Origin of the sequence: Roseibium algicola (genome assembly GCF_001999245.1) — a bacterium.
Taxonomy (GTDB): domain Bacteria; phylum Pseudomonadota; class Alphaproteobacteria; order Rhizobiales; family Stappiaceae; genus Roseibium; species Roseibium algicola.
Genome location: NZ_CP019630.1, coordinates 1,709,796 through 1,730,822, shown reverse-complemented (window position 1 = coordinate 1,730,822; position 21,027 = coordinate 1,709,796). Strand labels below are relative to the sequence as shown.

Here is a 21,027-nt window from a genome sequence, read left to right as displayed (position 1 = left end):
ACTTTACGCCCCGGCACAACCGCTTTGAATGTCCTTGCACGAATTCACTTGCCGTCCGCGCGGACAGACTGTCACGTTTGGCTGGCGCCTGGCTTGCGGATGTGAAAAACGAGCCCTTGCACATCCTTGCCGAGTTCTTTGCGCAGAATATCCCGTTTCTCCAGCGCATAGAGAAGGCCCGCGGCCTCCGCGCAGCGCTTTAGATATTCGGGCCGGTGGGCGTAGCGCCCCGTAGCATCCACGCGGTAGTCCGGCCCGTCTGACGTGTCGAGATGCTCGACGCTCGCGACGAGCATGCCACCCGGGGCAAGGGCTCCTGCAAGCGCCCGCATGAAAGGCTCCAGCTCGCCGAGATAACACAGCGTGTCGACACAGACTGCCAGATCGAATTGGGCCGGCAGGTCGGAGGACAGAAATCCAACGAGCTCCCCCTCGACCAGGAAGTCGTAGACCTTCAGTGCCGCGGCCTTGCGCAGCATGCCCGGTGACAGGTCGATGCCGGTGAGCCGGGCACAGTGGTCGCGGATCAGTGGTCCACAAAGGCCGGTCCCGCAGCCAAGGTCGACCACATGGGCAAACGGCAAGTCGCGCTCCCTGGCCAGCTCCGCGACTTCCTCGGCAACAAGCTTCGGCGCCTGGTAGCCGAGCCCGTTCAGGACGTCGTCAAAGCTTTCCGAAAAGCTGTCGAAATGATCCCGGACATAGTCCGCGGGGGCAAGCGACAGGTCTTCTCCGCGGATCGCAGCAAACTGATAGCGGATGACCGGGTCGTCGGGGTAGGTTGCGACAAGCATCTCCATATGCCGTGTGGCGACTTCGGCCCGTCCAAGCGCGCACAGTACGCGCGGATGCCAGCCCTTGTCGCTCCAGACGTCTGGCGGGAACTGCAGACACCGTTCGAAAGCGTCTGCCGCTTCCTCTCTTTTGCCGGCAAGCATCAGCGATATGCCGAAGTTGTGCCAGCCGCTGTGATTGTTCGGGTCGAGGCGCACGACTTCTCGCAGCATGGGCAGAAGCTCGTCGTTGTTGCTGGCTTCCTGCAGCATCATCGAGATGTTCTTCCAGGCTTCCTCGTGGCGGACTTCAATTTCAACTGCGCGCAAATAGGCCTTCAAGGCTTCGTCCTTGTCGCCTGAAAGCTTCAGGATGTTGCCGAGGTTGTTCCAGGCGGAGAAATTGCGCGGGTTCCTTTCCAGGGAAGCATGGATAAGCGCAACCGCATTGTCCGCCTTGCCGGCATCGAAATGGAGCAGCCCCAGGAAATGCAGGCCGTCCGCATGGTCGGGATCTTCCGATAGCACATCCTTGTAGGCGCTGAGGGCGGCTTCCAGATTGCCGCTGCGGTGGGCGGAGATGCCCTGTTGTAATCTCTCGTCAATTTGCATCTGAAAAAAATCCAATAAAAAAGGGCGGTCGAACCGCCCTTGTACCCGGTAATGACCTGTAAGTGACCTTACAGGACTTTCAGGTCTTCAGCCACCATTTGACCGCGGCGCCACTCCAGGTCGAATGCCACAAGCTGGCCTTCCTTCAGAGTGTCAATACCGGACCGGCGCAGGGCCGAGATGTCGACAAGGATGTCCTCGCCGTCCTGCGGTTCGATCGTGCCGATACCTCGGCGCTGATCAAACCATTTCACGTTTCCATGTAGCATGGAGTCTTCTTTCCAATTCTTGGCATCTTGGCATACGACGGCTTCCATAGCTGCCTTTTTCAACGCCTTGATGACAGTGTTGATGATAATACTAAAGTACTTTTCAGACCCTGCTCGGAACTGGACATCGACGTGCGCAGTCTTTTCGCGACTGCCTCACTTCAAGAAGCCGTTCCATTTGGCGGAGGTCTGGTTGCCCGGTAAAAACACCCGGGCTTTTCCATAGTGTCTATTAGTATGGTAATGAAATTGTTAATTTCAAGACCTGCTCACCGATCGAGCTTCCCAAGTATAACATATTTGAGGATATCGACGACTTGTTCGGAGGTCTCGGCGACCGCAAGAGCAGCTGCGTCAACTTCCTTGAGCGGGTGGGTCAGCGACGGGTCATGAACGACAATCAGAGACTTGCCGAGCGCGGCAGCATAGCCGGCATCGAAGGCTGCGTTCCATTGCTTGTATTTATCGCCGAAGCGGACCACGACGATGTCGGCTTTTTCCAGCAGCGTCCGTGTGCGGATCGCGTTCACCTTTGCGCCCTTGTGGTCGTACCAGAACTTGTTGTCCTCACCACCCAGGATGGTCGCGCCGCAATCGTCGCTGGCATCGTGATCCGTTACGGGAGAGGAAAATTCCACCGGCAACTTGAGTGCGGATGTGCCTTCCATGATCCTGTCACGCCAGTCGGTATGGATTTCGCCGGATAAGTAGACGCGCCAGGTGGTCATAAGGTTCTCCCATGCAAGCTTTTGAATTATGTGGCGAAAATCCCCGCCTTGTTGTGATCCGAAACTGGGGGCTGAACCAGGCAACGTCAACCCCTGCGTTCATTTGCCCCTTGGTGGAAGGGGCCGGGAGACTCGACAAGTCTGCGCAAAAACTGAAGGGTAAACCGCCGCAAAACTGAGATTGCGGTCCGTAATTTTAAGGAGCTCATTCATGTCTGCACTTTTGCTCGGAGACGAGGCACCGGATTTCGAAGCCGACAGCACGGATGGTCCGATCCGTTTTCATGAGGCGATCGAAGGGTCCTGGGCGGTTCTGTTTTCCCACCCCAAGGATTTCACGCCGGTCTGCACCACCGAACTGGGAATGACCGCCAAGCTCAAGGACAAGTTCGCAGCCCGTGGCGTCAAGGTTTTCGGCGTTTCGGTCGATCCCATCGAGGATCACCACGCCTGGGTTGGTGACATCGCGGATACGCAAGGCGTTGCCCTGAACTTCCCGCTGATTGCCGATCCGGATCGTAAGGTGGCCACCGCATACGGCATGATCCATCCCAATGCCAATGACACGCTGACCGTGCGGTCGCTGTTCGTTATCGGCCCGGACAAGAAGATCAAGCTCAAGATCGAATACCCGGCCTCCACGGGCAGAAACTTCGATGAAGTCATCCGCGTGATCGACAGTCTGCAGCTCACCTCCGCCCACAAGGTCGCCACCCCGGCCAACTGGGTGTCCGGTGAGGATGTCATCATCGTCCCGGCGGTGAGCGATGAAGAGGCGAAGGAGAAATTCCCTGAAGGCTGGAAGACTCTGAAGCCTTATCTGCGCGTCGTGCCGCAGCCCAAATAACGGCTGAAATGAATGGATGAAACGGCTGGCGGCGCATGAAAAAAGGCGCCGCCGTGTCAGGGGCTGGTCAGGGCAGGGACCTGCGACGGGATCACACCGTCTCCAACAAGGCCTTCAGGGCAACACGGTAGTCCGGATAGCGGAATGTAAACCCAAGCTCGTCCTTGACGCGCTGGTTGGAAACCCGCTTGTTTTCGCCGTAGAAGGACCTGGCCATCGGTGTGAGATCCGCGGTTTCGAACGGGATCTCGGGCGGGGCTTCGACGCCGAGCAGCTCCGCGGCAAAGGCCACCACATCCTGCGGCGGGGCCGGTTCATCGTCCGTGACGTTGAAAACCCGCGTCGACGGCTTTGCCATGGCAGCCTTCAATGCGCCCGCAATATCGGCAACGTGAATGCGGTTGAAGACCTGACCCGGCTTCACCAGCCGCCGCGCCGTGCCCTTCCTGAAATTCTCGAATGCATTCCGGCCCGGGCCATAAATGCCCGAAAGGCGGAAAATCTGCACCGGCAGGTCATTCTGTTCGGCAAATGCCAACCAGGCCTCTTCTGCCGCGACACGCTGGACGGAGCGTTTGGAAACGGGGTTGAGCGGAGTTTCCTCATCGACCCAGGCACCGTCGTGATTGCCGTAGACACCGACTGTGGAGAGGTATCCTATCCAGCGCGGTTTCGCACCGACAATCTCATTGGCGTACTGGTTCAGCACCGGGTCGCCGGCCTCATTCGGAGCAATCGAGACCAGTATATGCGTCGCTTGCTTCAGTGCTTCGGCAACGCCGTCGCCTTGAGAATTGCCGTCGAAGAGAAACGGTTCGACACCCAGTGTCCGGAGCGCCTCCATTTTGTCCGAAGAACGCGTTGTGCCGCCGATCCAGTCGAACTGGTCACGCACTTCTTCCACGAACGCCTTGGAGGAAAACCCGGTGCCAAAGATAAACAGACGCATAGGTTCTAAAGCTCCAGATGCTTGCGGCGGATTTCATAAAGCGCAACGCCCGTGGCAACGGCCAGGTTCAGGCTGTCGGCCTGTCCGACCTGCGGAATACGGATCAAGGTACGGCAGGCAGCTGCCATGTCGTCTTCCAGGCCCTTCTGCTCGTTGCCCATGACCAGCAGCACCGGCTCGGCATAGTCGGGCGTGCGATAGTCGACCGATCCCTTCAGGTGGGTGGCCGCAACGGTGCCGGGCCACTTTTCGGCCAGTGACTTGAATTCGTCCTTGCCGAGTTTGGCCAGCGGCACATGAAACAGCGAGCCCATGGTGGCGCGCACCGCTTCAACCGCGAAGGGATCCGTGCAATCGCCGACCAGCATGACACCTGCGCCACCGACCGCATCGACCGTGCGGATGATCGTGCCAAGGTTGCCCGGATCGCGCACCCGGTCGAGAGCGACCCAGAGCGTGGTACCGGCGGGATCAATGTCGCGGGCTCCCAGAAGCTTCTGCTCGTAAACACCGACAACCATCTGCGGATTGTCCTTGCGCGTCATGGCGGACATGACGGCGGTCGATGCTTCCAGGATCAGGGCGCCGCGCGCCTTCGCGGCAGCAGCAGCCTTCTGCGCGACAGGATTGTCCCGCGCTTCCGGGCCGAGCGCGAGATAACGCACGCCCCAGCCGGCTTCCAGGGCATCGGTGGCCAGCTTCAGGCCTTCGGCCACGAACAGGCCCGACTGGCTGCGGTGCTTGCGCTGCGCGACGAGCCCCTTGATCTCCTTGACGATCGGGTTGGAATGGCTGGTGATCTGTTTCACCGCCCCCTGGCGTTTTTCGATCATCTGCTGCTCCAGCGCGAAAAGAGCGACGTGGACAGCGCGCGCTTGCCGTCCTCCTCGCGGATGACCAGTTCGCCGGATTCCAGCAGGCCGCCTTCGGTGTCCAGGGTTTCGGCCATGAGTTCGTGAATGGACACGAAACTGGAGCGGATCGCATAGGCGGTCAGGATCATGAACAATGCGTCCTTGTCCAGAAGCTGCTTCAGGTCCGCAAGCATGCCGGGCAGGCTGGTGTAGATGTCCCAGACTTCCCCCTTCGGGCCGCGGCCGTATTTCGGTGGGTCGAGAATGATGCCGTCATAGGTGTTGCCGCGCCGCACTTCGCGGGCAACAAATTTCGAGGCGTCCTCGCAGATCCATCGGATCGGCAGGTCTTCGAGACCTGACATTTCCTGGTTCTCGCGGGCATAACCAATCGCCTTCTTGGAGGCGTCCACATGGGTCACCTGCGCCCCTTCCGTCGCCGGCAGCAACGAGGCAAGGCCGGTGTAGCCGAAAAGGTTCAGGATCTTCAGCGGCTTTTCCGGTGCGCGCTCGCGTTCAGCGCGGATCTTGCCGTTGACCCAGTCCCAATGGGCGGCCTGCTCGGGGAAGACGCCGACGTGGCGGAACGACATGAAGCGACCTTTGTAGCGAACAGGGCCATATGACATCGGCCAGGTTTCCGGCACGCTTCCGGAAAACTTCCAGCGGCCCGGGCCTTCTTCTTCCGTGTCGCCGGAAAAGACGGCATCGGCACGGTTCCAGACACTTTCCTTCTGCCGCCGAGCCCCCATGGCCTGCGGTTCCGGACGCACGATGGTGAACCGGCCATAACGCTCCAGCTTTTCGCCCTGGCCCATGTCCAGCAGCCGATAGTCCTTCCAGCCCTTGGTTTCAAGGATCACCGGCCAGCTCTGGTGTGCAGGCTCGCCGGACGGGGCATAGGTGGAGGCACTGGTCTGATCCGCCACGGGTCTCACTCGTTTTCTGTCAGGTTTGAAGTTGTTCCGCCATAGAACATCCTGCCTTCATTTGAAAGTAGATTAGACGTTCCTGTGTGGTCGAAAAGGTTTGCTGGCCGGCTTTTGAACCCCTCCGGTCCAAAGGTTTCGTGACCGGCCACAACAGCACCGCAAAGGCAATTTCCCACTGCGGTCGGCAATCCTGTCGAGCGCAAAAGAAAAGGGCGGGGAGCCGAAGCTCACCCGCCCTCTTTGGTCAGATGTGTGCGATCAGGCCGCGGCAACCTCGGAGAGGAACTGCTCGACTTCACGCTTCAGTTCGTGGGTCTTCTGGGTCAGTTCTCCGGAAGCCGACAGCACCATGTCCGCAGACGAGGAGGTCTGGTCAACGGCCTGCGAAAGCTGCGACATGGAAGAGGACACGGCACCGGTTCCTTCCGCCGCGCGCTGCACGTTCTGCGAAATCTCCGCGGTGGCGGCACCCTGCTGTTCGACAGCCGATGCGATGGCTGTGGTGTAGGTGTTCACCTCGGTCATGGTCTCCGCGATCTCGCCAATGGCAACGACGGATTCCTTGGTCGCGTTCTGGATCTCGGTGATCTGGCTGGAGATCTCCTCCGTTGCCTTGGACGTCTGTGTCGCCAGTTCCTTCACCTCGGCAGCAACAACCGCGAAACCTCTTCCGGCTTCACCGGCGCGTGCCGCTTCGATGGTGGCGTTGAGGGCCAGAAGGTTGGTCTGTTCGGCAATCGCCTGGATGAGGGTCACCACTTCGCCGATCTTTGTGGCGGCTTCTGCCAGCCCTTCGACCTTCTGGTTGGTGATCCGTGTTCCGGTGGTGGCCCGGTCGACGATTTCTGTCGTCTGGGCAACCTGGCGGGAGATCTCGCCGATCGAAGCCGCCAGTTCTTCGGCGGCGCTTGCCACGGTCTGAACGTTGTTGGTGGTCTCGTTGGACGATGCCTGGGTTTCGCTGGCGTAACCGGCGCTGTCCCGGGCGATTTCCGTCAGGGCCTGTGCGGTGTTGTCGAGGCCGCCCGCGGTGGTTTCCACGGAGCCGAGCGCTTCTTCCGCCTTGGTGCGGAATGAATGGATCAGACTGTCGATACGGGCCTGGCGTTCCTGGCGGGAGGCTTCCTCGCGGGCATTCTGCCCCTGCAGCTGAGCGCGTTCGACAGCGTTGTCGCGGAACACCTGCACCGTGCGGCTCATGTCGCCGATCTCGTCGCCGCGATCGATACCCGGGATCACAACTTCATTGTTGCCGTTTGCCAGGCGGTCCATGACGCCGGTGATCGTGCGGATCGGACGCGTGATGGCCAGGTTGAGAATGAAGGCAAGACCGATGCCGCCCAGGATGGCGAGCAGGATCGTGACGGCAATCTGGACCTTTGCAGCCGTGGCGGCGGAATTGGCGGCCTGCGACTGGGCAGCGGAGATGGACGTGATGTCGGCGCTGACCTTGCGGGTCAGATCGTCAAGTTCCACTCGTTTGGCGGCCAGATCAGCCTTGGTGACAAGCATCTCGCGGAAAGACTTGTCGAGCGTTGCAACGGATTCAGGGATGGCGTTGATCGCGTCTGCGGCGGAGGGAAGGATCATGGCGTATTTGACCATGTCCTTTTCCAGGCCCTGCAGATTGGCGATCTGTTCTTCCACGGCCGACTGGTCGCTGACACCAAAGGCGCCGAAGAGGTAGAGTGTTTCCGCACGGGCAGCCAGCGCCATCTCATTCAGGCTGGTAGCTTTTTCGGCAATGGAGCGCACCGTTGCAAGGCGGGTGGAGGCGGTCAGTGCGTCGGTTTTTGCCTTGGAAACGACCGGGTGGACTTGCCCGAGAATTTCTTCTGTAAAGCCGTTCATCCCGTCGATTGCATTGCCGACGGCCTGGCGTGCTTCATAGGCTTCGGAAAAGCCGAGATCCTTGGTGAGGTTCTCCAGAGCCGCGTTGAGCTTGTTCGCCTGCGAGGCCAGCTTGCTCACGGTCTTGCGGTCGATACCGTCGATCTGCTTGTACTTCATCTGCTTCGTGGAAGAGACGAGGTTGCGTGCGGTGTCGATGGCTGAGGTAAGATCTTCACCGTCAATATTGCCACTGCCCTGCAGGTAAAGCATGTGAACCTTGACGACTTCGTCTTTCAGTTCGAACACGGTTCTCTGAAGCTGATTGGCATCGTCCAGCTGGCTGTTCGCCGCGAAGGCTTCGGCGCTGATGCGTTTTTCTTCCGTCAGAACGGCGTCACTGATGTTGGTCGCCAGTGCTTCCAGATCATTGGTGCTTTTCTGAAGTGTCGCGATACGCTCGGCCTGCTGCACCGTCTGCTCGGCGACCTGATCGAAAGTGGTCGAGAAACTGGAGACCGCGCCCTTGGCCCCCGCAACCTGAGCTTCAGAGGCGGTGTCGCCCGCAATCTCGTTGGTCAGGAGGTCCAGTTCGCCTTGCAGCGTCGCCACGCCTTCAAGCACGGAATTGCGAAGGTCTGCCGAAGGATTGTTGAGATAGTCTTCACGAAGCAGGGACGTTGCCTGGACCTGTCCGGCAACCTTGGCCGCCTGATCGGCAACGACGAACCGCGCGGACAGACCATGGATGGCCAGAAATCCCACGCCACCTACGACTGCCGTCAGCAGCAAGACAGCCAGAAAACCGCCGCCGACCTTGAAGCCAAATTTCAGGTCGGTCAGAACTTTCAATATTCGTTTCATTTTATCCCCGCACAGCCGGAACAACTGCATTGTCGTTCTGTCAGTATTGCGGAGCGCAATGAACATTAGGTAAATCACGCATTTTTAGCTTCAGGTAATATTTAGCTGAAGAATAAATGCGTCATTTTGAAAGTCAGGTTTAGGTGCCGCAAATATATCGGCAAGCTAGACGAAGGGCAGGTTGTATAAATGATTTATACATGCTGACCGCCGTTGATGTGAATTTCTGATCCACTGACGTAGGAAGACTTCTCGGAGCACAAGTAATAGATCGTGTCGGCAACTTCATTCGGTAGGCCAAGGCGGCGGAGCGGAATGTCTTCGATCATCTTTTCGGTGCCAGGTGACAGGATGGATGTATCGATTTCGCCCGGTGCGATTGCATTGACGCGAATGCCGTGCGGACCGAAGTCGGCCGCCATCTCCCGCGTAAGCGATGCGAGGGCTGCCTTCGAGGTGGAATAGGCGGTACCGGCGAAGGGATGCACCTTCATGCCGGCGATCGACGTCACGTTGACGACCGAACCCTTGGCATTCTTCAGTTCCTTGAAAAGGCCCCGGCCGAGAAGGATGGGGGCAAAGAAGTTGACCTGAAAAACGGTTCGCCATTCGTGCATGGCCGTTGTCAGCGAATCCAGTCGTTCCCCGTCGGGCCCCTTGGGGCTTATCCCCGCATTGTTGACCAGCGCATGAAGGCGCGAACCGTTGGGCTCCAGACGCTTGCGGATTTCCTGGGTGGCAAACCCGAGGTTTTCCGGATCGGAAAGATCCACCTGGATATGGTCCTCAGGCCCCATCGGCCATGGACACTTGTCCGAAAACGCCTGCCGGGAGCAGGTGATCACCCGCCAGCCTTCCGCGGAAAACCGCTTGACGGTGGCATGTCCGATGCCGCGGCTCGCGCCTGTCAGCACGAGTGTCGGACGCTCGTCGGGGATACCCTGGCCGGTCATGTTATTTCCCTGCTGGCGTGCAAAAGTCGTGGAAAAAGTTGACTCTTGCAGTCGAGTTTCGTTATTGCGCTGGAATTCGTCAATGCCAATATGTTCGCATATGAGGACGCGCGCCGGATCCTACAATGATCATTTGCTCCTGTAACGTACTGTCTGACAAGCAACTTCGCGAAGCCGCGGAAGAAATGCGTGCAGACCCGAATGGCAAGGTGCCAACGCCCGGAGCGGTGTTCCGTCATCTGGGGTGCAGGCCGCGTTGCGGAAGCTGTTTTCCGTCGGTCATTGACATCATTCACGAAAAAAGTTCTGAAGAGCAACCAAAGTCGGAAGAGTCGCCTGCAGAATTGAAGCAGGCTTCAAACCGCTAGGACTTACCGGCCCCTGCCAGAGAAATGGCTTGGTCCGGAACATGGATTTCGATCAACATCCGGGCACATGTCCAAGTGACAGAGCACCCCGGGGGGATCTCGCAGGGAGAGGGTCATGAAGGGCGAAGCGCGCGTAATCGAGTATCTCAACAAGGCCCTGCGGCACGAGTTGACGGCAGTGAACCAATATTGGGTCCATGCCCGGCTGCTGGCCGACTGGGGCTTCGGCAAGCTGGCCGACAAGGAACTGGCGGAAGCTGAAGAAGAGCGTCAGCATGCACAGGATCTGATGGACCGGATCATCTTCCTGGAAGGTCTGCCCAATCTTCAGACCCTGGACCCGCTGCGGATCGGCCAGTCGGTCAAGGAATGCCTTGAAGGCGACCTTGCAGCGGAATACGTCGCCCGGGCCCTTTACCACGAAGCCCGCGAAGTCTGCCGCGAGCTCGGCGACTATGTTTCCATGGCGCTGTTTGAACAGCTTCTGAGCGACGAGGAAAGCCACATCGATTTCCTCGAAACGCAGCTCGAACTGATCGAACGGATCGGCATCGACAACTATTCCCTGCTGCAGGCCAAGTCTGCGGACACCGCCGAATAAGCACCAAGGTTCACAAACCTGATTTCCGTCTGCCGTCGTCGGAGCTAACCCGGCAACGGCAGACATCTTCTGTCTGCCATCAGAAGACTATTTAGGCGGCTCAGTTCTTCCGCGCGTTTTGGCCGTACGCCCTGTTCGCCGACAATTGCACCTATGTGACCCCTTCTCAGGCGCAGCCGTTGCTTGATCCGCTTTCATCAAGAAAATGCACCTTGCCGCCGGCTGCCACAGCGTCTTCCTCGTCGTGCGTGACAAGCAGGACGGGCAAGCCCTTTTGTCTGGCTGCGTCGAAGACCAATGCCCGGATGTCGGCTCGCCGGGCCTTGTCGAGACTTGAGAAAGGTTCGTCCAGCAGCAGCGCATGCGGCTCGGCAAGAAGCGTTCGCATCAGGGCGACGCGGGTCTGCTGACCGCCGGACAGCGTCGCAGGGTCCCGGCTGCCGAAACCGGAAAGCCCGACATCGGCGAGTGCCTGTTGAGCCATGTCCCGCCGGAGGGATCTTTTGCGGATTGCAGCGGGAATGGCGAACATCAGGTTCTGCAGCACGGACATATGCGGGAACAACAGCGGCGTCTGGAACATCAGGCCGATATGCCGCTCCTGTGCAGGCAGAGGTGTCAGGTCCTTGCCATCAAGCATCACCTTGCCGCTCGCCTTGAAATCCGGCCGGAGGAAACCGGCAATGAAGTCGAGCAGGCTGGATTTGCCGCTGCCGCTTTCGCCCATCACGGTGAGTACTGTTCCCGGTTCTATCCGGCAGTCGATCCCAAGCAGGGGCGCTCCGTCCAGGTGGAGGGTGACGTCCTGAAGAACCAGGCCCAATGGCTCGTTTGGGGTTTGCATTGCTTGCCTCACCTTTCCAGCCGCATGGCGGCCCGGTTGCGATGAAGCAACGCCGGTAACAGTGCGGCCAGCGTAAATCCGGCCAGTGGTATGCCAAGTTGCAGCAGGGCCAGCAGCGCAGTTGCCTGCCGGCTGCCGCCGCTGGCCAGGGCGACACTCTCGGTCGTGACCGTGGCGACCCGTCCGGCACCGATCATCAAGGTCGGCAGATACTGGCCGACGGAAACCGCGGCTGCCACTGCAAGCGTTACCAGAACAGGCCGCAGCAGCAATGGCAAACGGATCTGCCAGAAGATGCGGGCACGCGACGCGCCGATGGAGGCTGCGGCCTTGGCAAAGCGCGGATCGAGCCGGGCCCAGGGATCGCTCAAGGCAAGGAAGGCGTAGGGCAGGACGAAAACCAGGTGGGCCAGCAAAACAGCGGAGAATGTGCCGCTGAAATCCGCTGACAGGAAAAGCAGCTGCAGACCGAACAGAAAGCTGATCTGCGGCAGCAGCAGCGGCAGGAAGACGAGTGTCTTGAGGCGGCGCGAAGAGGCTGACTTGCGGTGATCACGCGCTTCCAGAACCCAAAGTGTCAGCGCTGTTGCAACAAGCGCGGAGGCACAGGCCAGAGCGACGGTTGTTCCGAGTAGCCCGAGGCTCATGCCAAGCGTGTCGGTCATTTGCATGACATTCCAGACCTGCGGCAGAACGGAGGGAAACCACCATGAGCGGGCGGCAGACCAGATCCCGAGCAGCAGAAGCGAGAGGATCATGGCCACGATGATGATTACCATCACCAGAAGTCCGCCATATCTTGCCGCACGCTCGCGCAAGTGACGATGCCCTGTAACGAGGCGACGCCTGGAGGCCGAGGCGACCAGCCGTTCGCCTGCCAGATAGGTGGCCAGAGCAGTCGCGCTGACGGCAAGTTGCAGCAACGCCCCGGCAGATGCCATCAGACGTTTGGTCAGATCCGGGTCGTTCATCCAGCTGACGAGACGCGGGGCGAGCGGAGCCGGTGTCGTTGGCCCAAGGATAGCGGCGACATCAACGACGGATGTGGCATAGGCGACCACTGCCAGCACCGGCAGGCGGATGAGCGGGTAGATCTGCGGCAGAACGATCTTGAAGAAGGTTGCGACACGGCCATAGCCAAGGCTGGCACCTGCCTTGAAATACTCCTGAACGTGAGGGCGGTTTAGCGCGGCGAGCGTCATCAGGAACAGAAAAGGCACTTCCTTGGCGACAAGACCAACCGTCATGGCGATGCCGAACGGATCGTTGAGGATCAGAACGTCGGGTGGCCTGGTCCAGCCAGTCGCCCAGGGCGAAACGAGGCGAACCAGAAATCCCGATGGCGCAATCAGAAAAGCAAGACCGATGGCCGCCGCCGCGTGTGGTACCGAAAGCAGTGGCGACAGAAACCGGGTCAGGCGCCGGAACGCCGCCGTTCCGGACCAGCCTGCCACGAACAGGAGCACGATCGCCAGCGACGCGACGGAGGCCGTCAGGCCGGTGGCAATACTGAGCCAAACGGAAGTTAGCAGACCGGGTTGTTGGAACAGGTGCCGGACGGGTTCAAGGGAGAAGCTGTTGTGGCCCAGCGCGGGCAGGTAACCGATGGCAGGCAGGATCGTACCCGCCAGGCCGGCAAGAACCGGCCCGGCCAGAAGAACCGACACAAGGATGATCGGTATGGCCGGGACGGCTTTCGGCTGGGTTGCCACGTACTCCGGCTCACTCGGCGCCGTAGCGGGTGGTCCAGGCCTCTTCAAGCGCACTGACCCAGCTCGGATGCGGTTCCGGCAGGACCGGGCCGAGCTGTTCGGGCGTCAAGGTCGCAGGCCCAAGGTCGAGTGTATCGAAGAGAACCTTTTCGGTTTCAGGCAGTCCGGCAACGTTCAGAACTGTCGGGTCGCCCCAGATACCGGGATCCTGCTTGCGAGCCTGTGCCGCGGGTGACAACAGGAAGTTGGCGAAGACCTTGGCGCCTGCCTGGCTGGAACTGTTGAACGGAATTGCAACGAAGTGGGTGTTGCCGATGGTGCCGCCATCCAGAACGAAGGTGCGCACGCTGGGCGGCTGTTCGCCGTTGGCAATTGCGCTCGAGGCATCGGACGGATTGAAGGAAAATGCAATATCCAGTTCTCCGTCGGCAAGCAGCTGGCGCATATGCGCTGCATCCTTCGGGAAAGCGCGGCCCTGGCGCCAGAGCGAGCCGTTCAATGCGTCCAGATAGGCAAACAACGGTGCAGTCATTTCTTCGAAGCGGGCTTCATCCACCGGTTTCGTCAGAGCGGCCTTGTCCGGAACCGTGCTGACGAGAACCTGTTTCAGAAAGGTCGTGCCATAGAAATTGGGCGGTTGCGGATAGGCAAATCGGCCCGGGTTCGCCTTGGCGTAGCTCAGCAGCGCATCGAGCGTCGCAGGTGGGGTGTCCAGGCGGGCACTGTCATACATGAACACGAGCTTGGCCATCCCCCACGGGCTTTCCTGGCCATCCGTAGGCACGGTGAAATCCTGGACGACCGTCGGCTTGTTTTCCACGTCGACGTAATCCCAGTTCGGCAACGTCTGCGCCCATCCAGGTGCTGCCAGCAGCCCCTGTTCCTTCATGGCCGCGAAATTTTCGCCGTTGATCCAGACCAGATCGACCGCGCCGCCAGAGACCTTGCCAACCGATTTTTCGGCAAGCACCTGTGAGACCACAGATGCGGTGTCACTGACCTTCACCTGAAGCACGCGAACGTCAAATTCATTTGCCACTTCCCGGGCAGCCCAGGCGATATAGGCGTTGATGCGCGGCTCGCCGCCCCAGGCGTGGAAATAAACGGTCTCGCCTCTGGCCTCATCCAGCACTGCCTGCCACGCCGGATCATTGGCCGCTTCCTGTGCAGAAGCAGCCACCGGTGCCATCAGTGATCCGAGAAGACCAAGCGTTGCGGCAAGCATGCGTTTCATCAGAATTTCCCCTGTTGCGGATCGTGTCCGGTCCTCGTTCCCTCGCGCAAGGCGCATGGCATGGTCAAGACAAGGCTTTGTGAACGATGAGTGTTCGTGTCCGTTAGGTTCCAGCGCAAATCAGACCGGCAAGATATGGGTGTCCTTGATCTCTTCCATGACGGCGTAAGTATGTGTTTCACGCACGCCTGGCAGCGCCAAAACCACATCAGACAGGAAGGCCCGATAGGCTTCCATGTCCTTGACGCGGCTTTTCATGAGGTAGTCGAAGCCGCCTGCCACCATGTGACATTCCATGATGTCGGTCGAACGTTCGACGGCAATCTTGAAGGCGTCGAAAATTTCCGGTGAGGTGCGGTCAAGCCGGATTTCGACGAAGACCAGCAAACCCCGGTCCACCATCTTCGGATTGAGGCTGGCGGAGAAGTGCTCGATGTACCCTTCGCGCACCAGCCGCTTCATGCGTTCGGCGGTCGCGGTTGCCGAAAGATGCACCCGTTCGGCAAGGTCCGTATTGGTAATGCGGCCGTCCTGTTGGAGAACCTTCAGAATCCTCCGGTCTGTTGCATCAAGCATGGCGAATTTCCCTAGAAAAAAGAAATTTGCAGAGAAATACACGGAGATTGGCTTCAAAAACAGCGAAAAGCGGACTTCGATTCAAGATATTTTGGAGGCATCTAGTGACCTGGCCCCGCGGGGCCCCTTTGGGAGGCTCTCATGACCGCAACTGTTGCAGCCATGAAGACAATCAATTCGACCGAACTCGAGCCATTTCGCCCGGCTTACGCCCCCGATGACAAGACGCTTGTCGAAGCGCTTCTAAAGGAAGCCAACACCGACCCCGTGGTGGAGAAACTGATCGACCAGCGCACCCGCGGTTATATTCAGGACATGCGCTCGGTCCAGGTCGGTCTCGGCGGCGTGGAAGACTTCATGCGCGAATTCGGTCTGACCACCCGTGAAGGCCTGGCCATGATGGTGCTGGCAGAAGCGCTGCTGCGCGTTCCTGACGCAAAGACCGCGGACAAGCTGATCGAAGACAAGCTGGCGGCAGCCCGCTTCGATGATCTCTCAGGCCCGAAATCCGACACCTGGCTTGTCTCCGCCTCTTCCTGGGCGCTGGGCGTCACCTCTCGTCTGCTGCATCCGGGCGACACGCCCCAGTCGATCCTGTCGAGCCTCGTCAAGCGCATGGGCATGCCGACCGTGCGCATGGCAACCCGCAAGGCGATGCGCCTGCTCGGTCATCAGTTCGTGCTTGGCGAAACCATCCAAAAGGCTCTGGAACGCGCCAGGACCCAGGAAGCGAAGGGCTATCGCTATTCCTATGACATGCTGGGCGAGGGAGCGCGTACCCAGAAGGATGCAGAGCGTTACTTCCAGTCCTATGCCAAGGCGATTGCCGCCATCGGCAAGGCCGCCGGTGACAAGCAGCTGCCGGACCGTCCGGGTATTTCGGTGAAGCTTTCCGCGCTGCATCCGCGCTATCAGGCCGTCAACGGCGAACGCGTGCGCGACGAACTCCTGCCGAAGTTGCGCGAACTGGCGCAGATGGCCAAGGACCACAACCTGAACTTCACCGTCGACGCTGAAGAAGCCGACCGGCTGGAGATCTCTCTGGATATCATCGCGGCCATGCTGACCGATCCGGTCACCGAGGGCTGGGATGGCTTTGGACTGGCGGTTCAGGCCTATCAGAAGCGCGGCATTCACGTGATCGACTGGCTGGTCAACGCAGCCCGCAAGACCAACCGCAAACTGATGGTGCGTCTCGTAAAGGGCGCCTATTGGGATACGGAAATCAAGCACGCTCAGGAAGGCGGCGCGGAAGGCTATCCGGTGTTCTCGCGCAAGGCGGCGACGGATCTGTCCTATCTGTGCTGCGCCAAGCGGATGCTGGCGGCACGGGATGTGCTCTACCCGCAGTTCGCCACCCACAACGCACTGACAGTTGCCCAGATCATCGAACTCTCCGGTGGCAAGGCGGAAGGGTACGAGTTCCAGCGCCTGCACGGCATGGGCGAAAGCCTTTACAAATCCGTTGTCGAACGCGACGGCTTCCCGTGCCGGATCTATGCCCCGGTCGGTGGTCACAAGGACCTCTTGGCCTATCTCGTCCGCCGCCTTCTGGAAAACGGTGCCAACTCCTCCTTCGTCACCATCGTGGGCGATGCCTCCGTGCCGGTTGAAAAGATGCTCAAGCGGCCGAAGGAACTGCTGGATAGCGGCCACCATTCCATCAACCGTTCGATCCCGCTGCCGAAGGACCTTTACGGTGATAGCCGGCAAAATTCCGACGGCGTGGAATTCGGCTGTGCGGCAGAACGCAATTTGCTGACGTCCGGCATGGCGAAAACCACAGCACCGTTCACCGAAGCCGCCCCGCTTGGAGCGGGGCTGAAACCGTCGGGCGACGCCAATCCGGTGTTTGCCCCGATGGACGGCTCGACCAAGGTCGGCACGGTGCGCTTCGCGGACAGCGAAACGGCCCGCCTTGCTGTCGAAAATGCCCAGAAGGGGTTCGAGAAATGGTCGCGCAGACCGGTTGAAGAGCGGGCAGCTGCCATCGACAAGGTTGGCGACCTGCTGGAGGCCAACCGGGACCGTCTGATGACGATCCTCTCATTGGAAGCCGGCAAGTGCCTGACCGATGGCATTGCCGAAATCCGCGAGGCAGTCGACTTCTGCCGATACTACGCGGCCGAAGCCAGAAACCTTTTCGGTGAAGGCAAGCTGATGCCCGGACCGACAGGCGAGGAAAACCGCTACCGCTATCGTGGCCGCGGCGTCTTCGTCTGCATTTCTCCCTGGAACTTCCCGCTGGCGATCTTCCTCGGTCAGGTCAGCGCAGCTTTGATGGCGGGCAACGCCGTCATCGCCAAGCCCGCGGAACAGACACCGCTGATCGCTTATGAAACGGCCAAGCTGATGTATCAGGCCGGTGTCCCGGAAGATGTCTTTTACCTGCTCCCGGGAGAAGGCGATGTCGGTGCGGCGCTGACGTCCCATCCGGCTGTTGCCGGGGTGGCCTTTACCGGATCGACCGAAACCGCCTGGCTGATCAACGGCACGCTGGCCGCAAAACGCGGCCCGATCGTTCCGCTCGTTGCCGAAACGGGCGGGATCAACGCGATGATCGTCGACGCGACGGCTCTGCCGGAACAGGTCTGCGATGACGTCATGATGTCCGCCTTTCGCTCCGCCGGTCAGCGCTGCTCGGCACTGCGTTTGCTTTATGTGCAGGAAGACGTCGCCGATCATCTGCTGGACATGCTGGAAGGCGCAGCGAAAGAACTCAGCCTGGGCGACCCGCGGCTGCCGTCGACAGACATCGGTCCGGTGATTGATGAGGAAGCACGCGACAACATTCTCTCCCATGTCGACGACATGAAGGAGAGCCAGAAACTGCGCTATGCCGGCAAGACGCCGCACGGGAAGCTGGCCAATGGCTCCTGGGTTGCCCCGCACATCATCGAGCTGGACAAGGCCGAGGCCCTGACCCGGGAAGTCTTCGGACCTGTCCTGCATGTGGTTCGATACAAGGCGGGCGACCTGGACAAGGTGCTGAACCAGATTGCCGGTACCGGCTACGGTCTGACACTCGGTGTTCACAGCCGTATTGATGCAACGGTGAAGAAGGTGGTTGACCGGCTCTCTGTCGGCAATGTCTATGTCAACCGCAACACCATCGGCGCGGTTGTCGGCACCCAGCCCTTCGGCGGCTCCGGCCTGTCCGGCACCGGCCCCAAGGCCGGCGGCCCGGCCTACCTGACCCGGTTTGCCCTGGAACAGGTGGTCTCCATCAACACGGCCGCTGCCGGCGGTAACGCCAGCCTGGTGGCAGCCTCGGACGATTGAGGGCCAAGGCCTTCTCGGAGCTAAGCATAGTCCGATTTGCAACCTGGGTTTCGCCCATATACGGACCGGTTCCCTTCCCCCTTGTGGGGAAGGGGTAGGGATGGGGGTGAACCGCAAAGCGGTAACTAGGGCCGGGGCTTCATACCCCCACCCCTAACCCCTCCCCACAAGGGGGAGGAGGACTCGGCTGCGGCAGGTCGCGGGACAGGGGACTTCTGAAGCGTCAGTCCCTCCTGTGTCTTCCCATAGTTCGACCACGGGATTCATGCCGTTTTCTCTCCTGAAGGGAAGGCCGTGCGAGGCTGAAATGCGGAGCTAGGTTCCCCGCGGCTTCGCCCTGCGCGTTGCCTCGGCTGCGGTCGGGTCGTCCGGCCAGGGGTGCCTGGGGTAGCGGCCTTTCATGTCGGCTTTCACATCCGCCCAGGAACCCTGCCAGAAGCCGGGGAGATCCTTCGTGATCTGGATCGGGCGCTGTGCCGGGGAGAGTAGTTCCAGGATCAGCGGCAGTCTGCCGTCACAGACGCTCGGATGATCCTTGAGGCCGAAGAGTTCCTGCACGCGAATGGAAAGCGTCGGACCTGCGGCCGCACCATAGTCGATCGGCACCTTGCTGCCTGTCGGGGCCGTGAAGTGCGAGGGGGCAAGGTTGTCCAGCCGTGCAGATGCATCATAGGGCAGGAGCGCCGCAAGCGCGTTGCCCAGCACGGCGGTATCGATTGCGGCAAGGCTCGTGCAGCCGGCGAGATAGGGCTGCAGCCAGGTTTCCAGGGTTTCCGTCAAGGTGCCGTCGGAAAGGTCCGGCAGATCCTGCGCGCCGTTCTCCCGGGCATAGGCGACACGTTTCTTCAGCCGTTCCTGTTCCTTGCTCCAGGGCAGGCGGGAGACGCCGCGCCGGCGGATCTCGGCAATCAGGGCCCGTTCGACAGCTGCCGGATCTGCTGACTGGATCTGGACGGACTTCAGTTCAACCGCCTTGTAGCGGGTGACACGCCGCGCCTTCAGCGCACCATCTCCTGTCAACTGGACTTCATCCTGCTCGACGATGTCTGCAGCAAACAGGTCTTCGATATCGGATTTGGAAATTGGCGCGCAGAGCTGGATACGCCCGCTTGCCGCCTTGCCCTGAGTATCGGCAACAGTCAGGAAGGCTTGCCGGGAAAGGGCATGTTCCGCCTCCAATTCTGCGCCACGGCCGTTCGCAAGGCGGAAGCGTCCTGTCTGCCCGCGCTGCTGGGCCACCCGGTCAGGATAGGCAAGGGCGAGCAGAAGTCCGGCGCTTTCCGGATCTATCTCCCTGCCTGTGCCGCCTGCCTGCTTCAGCCAGCGCTCGGCAAGTTGGCGGCCGTCTTTTACACGTTGGCTCTTGTCGTGGCGCAAAGCCTGCAAACGCGCACGCAGGTCGGGATCCCGGCCGCCAAGACCCGGTTCGGACAGCACCAGCGCGATCATCGCGGCGGTAAAGCCGAGATCGCGGGCAACACCTTCGATCACCATGTGGGCCAGGCGTGGATGCAGCGGGAGTTTCGCCAGTGCCTTGCCGTCATTGGTCAGACGTCCGTGGTCATCCAGAGCGTGCAGATCCTGAAGCAGAAGCTTCGCTTCGCTCCAGGCCGCAAGTGGGGGCTGGTCGGCAAAGGCGAGGGCTGCCGGATCGAGCGTCCCCCAGGCCGCCAGGTCCAGCACCAGGCCGGTGAGATCCGCTTCCAGGATTTCCGGAGCCTCTGCCTGTGGCAGGGCCACGGTCTGGGCTTCGTCCCAGAGCCTGTAGCAGACACCGGGCTCGGTACGTCCGGCGCGGCCTCGTCGCTGATCAGCGGAAGCGCGGGAGACGCGCACGGTTTCCAGCCGGGTCAGTCCGGTCTGCGGTTCATATTTCGGCACCCGTGCCAGACCGCTGTCGATAACGACACGCACACCTTCGATGGTCAGCGAGGTCTGTGCGATGGCACTGGCCAGCACGATCTTGCGGCTGCCGGCATCGGCCGGCCGAATGGCTGCGTCCTGGGCTTTGGCGTCCAGTCCGCCGTAAAGTGGTGCCACCTGGCAGCCGGCAGGGAGCTTGCCCTCCAGCATCTCAGCGGTGCGGCGGATTTCGCCCTGGCCGGGCAGAAACACCAGCATGGAACCTGTTTCTTCAGAAAGAGCCTGCCGGATCGCCCTCACCATCTGCGGTTCGATGCGCTCGTTGGGTGTTCGCCCCAGGTAACGCGTTTCAACCGGGTAGCTGCGCCCCGTGCTTTCGATAACCGGCGCGTCGCCAAGCAGGGCTGAAATTCCTGCAGCATCGAGCGTTGCGGACATCGGCAGCAGACGCAGGTCGTCGCGCAGTGCAGCCTGCACATCCAGCGCCAGCGCCAGCCCGAGGTCGCCGTCAAGCGAGCGTTCGTGAAATTCGTCAAAGAGAATGGCGGCAACGCCCGTCAGTTCCGGATCGTCCAGGATCAGTCGAGTGAATACACCTTCCGTGATGACCTCGATCCGGGTACGGGCGCTGACTTTCGTTTCCATGCGCACACGGTAGCCGACGGTCTCGCCGGGCTTTTCGCCAAGTTCGGCTGCCATCCGGCGTGCAGCGGCACGGGCAGCAAGACGTCTCGGTTCCAGCACCAGGATCTTGCCGTCGCCGCGCCAGGTCGCGTTCAAAAGAGCCAGCGGCACGCGGGTCGTCTTGCCCGCGCCCGGTTCGGCAACAAGAACCGCGTTCAGCCCTGTATCAAGCGTTGCCAGAAGCTCCGGCAGGACACCGTCGATCGGCAGTGGTGCCGCGAAGGCTGGGGCAGAGGACATGACGGGCCCGGG

17 protein-coding genes are annotated in these 21,027 nt (G+C 60.5%); 4 read left to right on the top strand and 13 right to left on the bottom strand.

Features of this window, described 5'->3' with window-relative positions:
* Window positions 1–71 precede the first annotated feature (71 nt).
* The 3 genes from B0E33_RS08060 to B0E33_RS08050 all read right to left on the bottom strand — a co-directional run bounded on the left by B0E33_RS08060 (window position 72) and on the right by B0E33_RS08050 (window position 2,382).
* Window positions 72–1,385 (bottom strand): tetratricopeptide repeat protein, encoded by a 1,314-nt coding sequence (locus B0E33_RS08060; protein WP_156912359.1) that lies wholly within the window; start codon window positions 1,383–1,385, stop codon window positions 72–74.
* Window positions 1,386–1,453: 68 nt separating this feature from the next.
* Window positions 1,454–1,654: a cold-shock protein gene (locus tag B0E33_RS08055; protein ID WP_031268890.1), complete on the bottom strand. Its 201-nt coding sequence runs from the start codon at window positions 1,652–1,654 to the stop codon at window positions 1,454–1,456.
* A 269-nt stretch (window positions 1,655–1,923) separates the two neighbouring features.
* Window positions 1,924–2,382 carry a YtoQ family protein gene (locus B0E33_RS08050; protein WP_022999702.1) on the bottom strand — a complete coding sequence of 153 codons (459 nt, stop codon included), beginning with the start codon at window positions 2,380–2,382 and terminating at the stop codon, window positions 1,924–1,926.
* A 211-nt stretch (window positions 2,383–2,593) separates the two neighbouring features.
* Here B0E33_RS08050 and B0E33_RS08045 point away from each other — a divergent pair, with 211 nt between their 5' ends.
* Complete coding sequence (locus B0E33_RS08045) at window positions 2,594–3,229, top strand: peroxiredoxin (protein WP_022999703.1); 636 nt, start codon at window positions 2,594–2,596, stop codon at window positions 3,227–3,229.
* A 91-nt stretch (window positions 3,230–3,320) separates the two neighbouring features.
* Here the strand turns inward: B0E33_RS08045 and B0E33_RS08040 are convergent, their stop codons facing one another.
* From B0E33_RS08040 to B0E33_RS08020, 5 genes are all read right to left on the bottom strand, one after another.
* The gene (locus tag B0E33_RS08040) at window positions 3,321–4,178 is read right to left on the bottom strand and encodes an SDR family oxidoreductase (protein WP_055657427.1); all 858 of its coding nucleotides are present in this window, start codon (window positions 4,176–4,178) and stop codon (window positions 3,321–3,323) included.
* Window positions 4,179–4,183: 5 nt separating this feature from the next.
* Window positions 4,184–5,011: a TrmH family RNA methyltransferase gene (locus B0E33_RS08035; RefSeq protein ID WP_022999705.1), complete on the bottom strand. Its 828-nt coding sequence runs from the start codon at window positions 5,009–5,011 to the stop codon at window positions 4,184–4,186.
* Window positions 5,008–5,961: a class I SAM-dependent rRNA methyltransferase gene (locus tag B0E33_RS08030; RefSeq protein WP_077290895.1), complete on the bottom strand. Its 954-nt coding sequence runs from the start codon at window positions 5,959–5,961 to the stop codon at window positions 5,008–5,010. The genes B0E33_RS08035 and B0E33_RS08030 overlap by 4 nt, the downstream gene beginning before the upstream one ends.
* A gap of 261 nt (window positions 5,962–6,222) precedes the next feature.
* Window positions 6,223–8,658: a methyl-accepting chemotaxis protein gene (locus B0E33_RS08025; protein WP_208997785.1), complete on the bottom strand. Its 2,436-nt coding sequence runs from the start codon at window positions 8,656–8,658 to the stop codon at window positions 6,223–6,225.
* A gap of 194 nt (window positions 8,659–8,852) precedes the next feature.
* Window positions 8,853–9,611, bottom strand: coding sequence for an SDR family NAD(P)-dependent oxidoreductase (locus tag B0E33_RS08020; RefSeq protein WP_077290894.1), 759 nt, complete (start codon window positions 9,609–9,611; stop codon window positions 8,853–8,855).
* Window positions 9,612–9,736: 125 nt separating this feature from the next.
* Between B0E33_RS08020 and B0E33_RS08015 the strand changes: the two genes are divergently transcribed.
* Together B0E33_RS08015 and bfr are read left to right on the top strand one after the other, a co-directional pair.
* The gene (locus B0E33_RS08015) at window positions 9,737–9,979 is read left to right on the top strand and encodes a (2Fe-2S)-binding protein (protein ID WP_062490562.1); all 243 of its coding nucleotides are present in this window, start codon (window positions 9,737–9,739) and stop codon (window positions 9,977–9,979) included.
* 115 nt (window positions 9,980–10,094) lie between these two features.
* Entirely contained in the window at window positions 10,095–10,580 is a 486-nt protein-coding gene (gene bfr / locus B0E33_RS08010) for a bacterioferritin (protein ID WP_022999710.1), read from the top strand.
* A 166-nt stretch (window positions 10,581–10,746) separates the two neighbouring features.
* On the opposite strand, the gene B0E33_RS08005 is transcribed toward bfr, so the two are convergent.
* The 4 genes from B0E33_RS08005 to B0E33_RS07990 all read right to left on the bottom strand — a co-directional run bounded on the left by B0E33_RS08005 (window position 10,747) and on the right by B0E33_RS07990 (window position 14,946).
* Window positions 10,747–11,424, bottom strand: coding sequence for an ATP-binding cassette domain-containing protein (locus tag B0E33_RS08005; protein WP_077290893.1), 678 nt, complete (start codon window positions 11,422–11,424; stop codon window positions 10,747–10,749).
* A gap of 8 nt (window positions 11,425–11,432) precedes the next feature.
* Window positions 11,433–13,136, bottom strand: coding sequence for an ABC transporter permease (locus B0E33_RS08000; protein WP_077290892.1), 1,704 nt, complete (start codon window positions 13,134–13,136; stop codon window positions 11,433–11,435).
* A 10-nt stretch (window positions 13,137–13,146) separates the two neighbouring features.
* The gene (locus tag B0E33_RS07995) at window positions 13,147–14,370 is read right to left on the bottom strand and encodes an ABC transporter substrate-binding protein (protein ID WP_077290891.1); all 1,224 of its coding nucleotides are present in this window, start codon (window positions 14,368–14,370) and stop codon (window positions 13,147–13,149) included.
* 120 nt (window positions 14,371–14,490) lie between these two features.
* Window positions 14,491–14,946: an Lrp/AsnC ligand binding domain-containing protein gene (locus B0E33_RS07990; protein ID WP_022999714.1), complete on the bottom strand. Its 456-nt coding sequence runs from the start codon at window positions 14,944–14,946 to the stop codon at window positions 14,491–14,493.
* Window positions 14,947–15,087: 141 nt separating this feature from the next.
* On the opposite strand from B0E33_RS07990, the gene putA reads away from it, so the two are divergent.
* A complete protein-coding gene (gene putA / locus B0E33_RS07985; protein WP_077290890.1) occupies window positions 15,088–18,228 on the top strand; it encodes a bifunctional proline dehydrogenase/L-glutamate gamma-semialdehyde dehydrogenase PutA in 3,141 nt (1,046 codons plus the stop codon).
* Window positions 18,229–18,543: 315 nt separating this feature from the next.
* On the opposite strand, the gene hrpB is transcribed toward putA, so the two are convergent.
* On the bottom strand, window positions 18,544–21,015 hold the full coding sequence (gene hrpB, locus B0E33_RS07980; RefSeq protein WP_077290889.1) for an ATP-dependent helicase HrpB: 2,472 nt from the start codon (window positions 21,013–21,015) through the stop codon (window positions 18,544–18,546).
* Between the last annotated feature and the right edge of the window lie 12 nt (window positions 21,016–21,027).

Coding starts and splice junctions, on each gene's coding strand:
- B0E33_RS08060 (WP_156912359.1), bottom strand. CDS start 1,385: ATGCAAATTGACGAGAGATTACAACAGGGCATCTCCGCCCACCGCAGC.
- B0E33_RS08055 (WP_031268890.1), bottom strand. CDS start 1,654: ATGCTACATGGAAACGTGAAATGGTTTGATCAGCGCCGAGGTATCGGC.
- B0E33_RS08050 (WP_022999702.1), bottom strand. CDS start 2,382: ATGACCACCTGGCGCGTCTACTTATCCGGCGAAATCCATACCGACTGG.
- B0E33_RS08045 (WP_022999703.1), top strand. CDS start 2,594: ATGTCTGCACTTTTGCTCGGAGACGAGGCACCGGATTTCGAAGCCGAC.
- B0E33_RS08040 (WP_055657427.1), bottom strand. CDS start 4,178: ATGCGTCTGTTTATCTTTGGCACCGGGTTTTCCTCCAAGGCGTTCGTG.
- B0E33_RS08035 (WP_022999705.1), bottom strand. CDS start 5,011: ATGATCGAAAAACGCCAGGGGGCGGTGAAACAGATCACCAGCCATTCC.
- B0E33_RS08025 (WP_208997785.1), bottom strand. CDS start 8,658: ATGAAACGAATATTGAAAGTTCTGACCGACCTGAAATTTGGCTTCAAG.
- B0E33_RS08020 (WP_077290894.1), bottom strand. CDS start 9,611: ATGACCGGCCAGGGTATCCCCGACGAGCGTCCGACACTCGTGCTGACA.
- B0E33_RS08015 (WP_062490562.1), top strand. CDS start 9,737: ATGATCATTTGCTCCTGTAACGTACTGTCTGACAAGCAACTTCGCGAA.
- bfr (WP_022999710.1), top strand. CDS start 10,095: ATGAAGGGCGAAGCGCGCGTAATCGAGTATCTCAACAAGGCCCTGCGG.
- B0E33_RS08005 (WP_077290893.1), bottom strand. CDS start 11,424: ATGCAAACCCCAAACGAGCCATTGGGCCTGGTTCTTCAGGACGTCACC.
- B0E33_RS07995 (WP_077290891.1), bottom strand. CDS start 14,370: ATGAAACGCATGCTTGCCGCAACGCTTGGTCTTCTCGGATCACTGATG.
- B0E33_RS07990 (WP_022999714.1), bottom strand. CDS start 14,946: ATGCTTGATGCAACAGACCGGAGGATTCTGAAGGTTCTCCAACAGGAC.
- putA (WP_077290890.1), top strand. CDS start 15,088: ATGACCGCAACTGTTGCAGCCATGAAGACAATCAATTCGACCGAACTC.
- hrpB (WP_077290889.1), bottom strand. CDS start 21,015: ATGTCCTCTGCCCCAGCCTTCGCGGCACCACTGCCGATCGACGGTGTC.